Source organism: Mesorhizobium sp. M0815, from assembly GCF_040319995.1.
Lineage (GTDB): Bacteria > Pseudomonadota > Alphaproteobacteria > Rhizobiales > Rhizobiaceae > Mesorhizobium.
This window is the reverse complement of sequence record NZ_JAMYOU010000083.1, coordinates 1-534: the sequence shown is the minus strand read 5'-3', so window position 1 is coordinate 534 and position 534 is coordinate 1. Positions and strand designations below refer to the sequence as shown.

General features: G+C 64.8%; 1 protein-coding gene. It reads right to left on the bottom strand.

Annotated elements, in window-relative coordinates; translation table 11 throughout:
• Window positions 1-534: transposase (locus NKI01_RS30835; protein WP_352965869.1), on the bottom strand; the 534-nt coding region annotated here is incomplete at both ends.

The window sequence follows — 534 nt, the reverse complement described above, 5'->3', positions numbered from 1 at the left end:
GTCGATGACCTGCGGGTTGCAATAATGGCTATCGCCGCGGAGCAGGATTCGAATGTTCGGCCAGTTGATCCGGATCGCCCGCACCAGACGGCGCAGGTGGGGGCGGATCTCAGCCCCACTCGGCCGCTTGGCCGGTCGCAGGATCGCGCTGACGAACCGTCCCGCACCATCGAACACGACGATCGGCTGGAAGCCGTACTCGTCATGGTGGGCATTGAACAGGCGAAGCTGTTGGCCTCCGTGCACAGCGTCGAAGGTGTCGTCAATGTCGAGTACGATCCGCTTCGGCACCTGCCGGAACGAGGCGCAATAGAGATCGACCATCGCCCGTCCCATCGCGACCAGCTCCCGCACGCCGGGTAGGTTCTCCAGCCGGCACAGCGTCGATTGCGACGCCAGATCCCGACCCGACGGCAGCGCATCCTGGGCCATCTTGAAGACCGGATCGCGGCGCAGCCGGTTGGCGTCGTTGCCGTCCTCGTAGCCGGCGGCGATCATCTTCATGCGAAAGCCGATCATGTCCGCCAGGCTGTG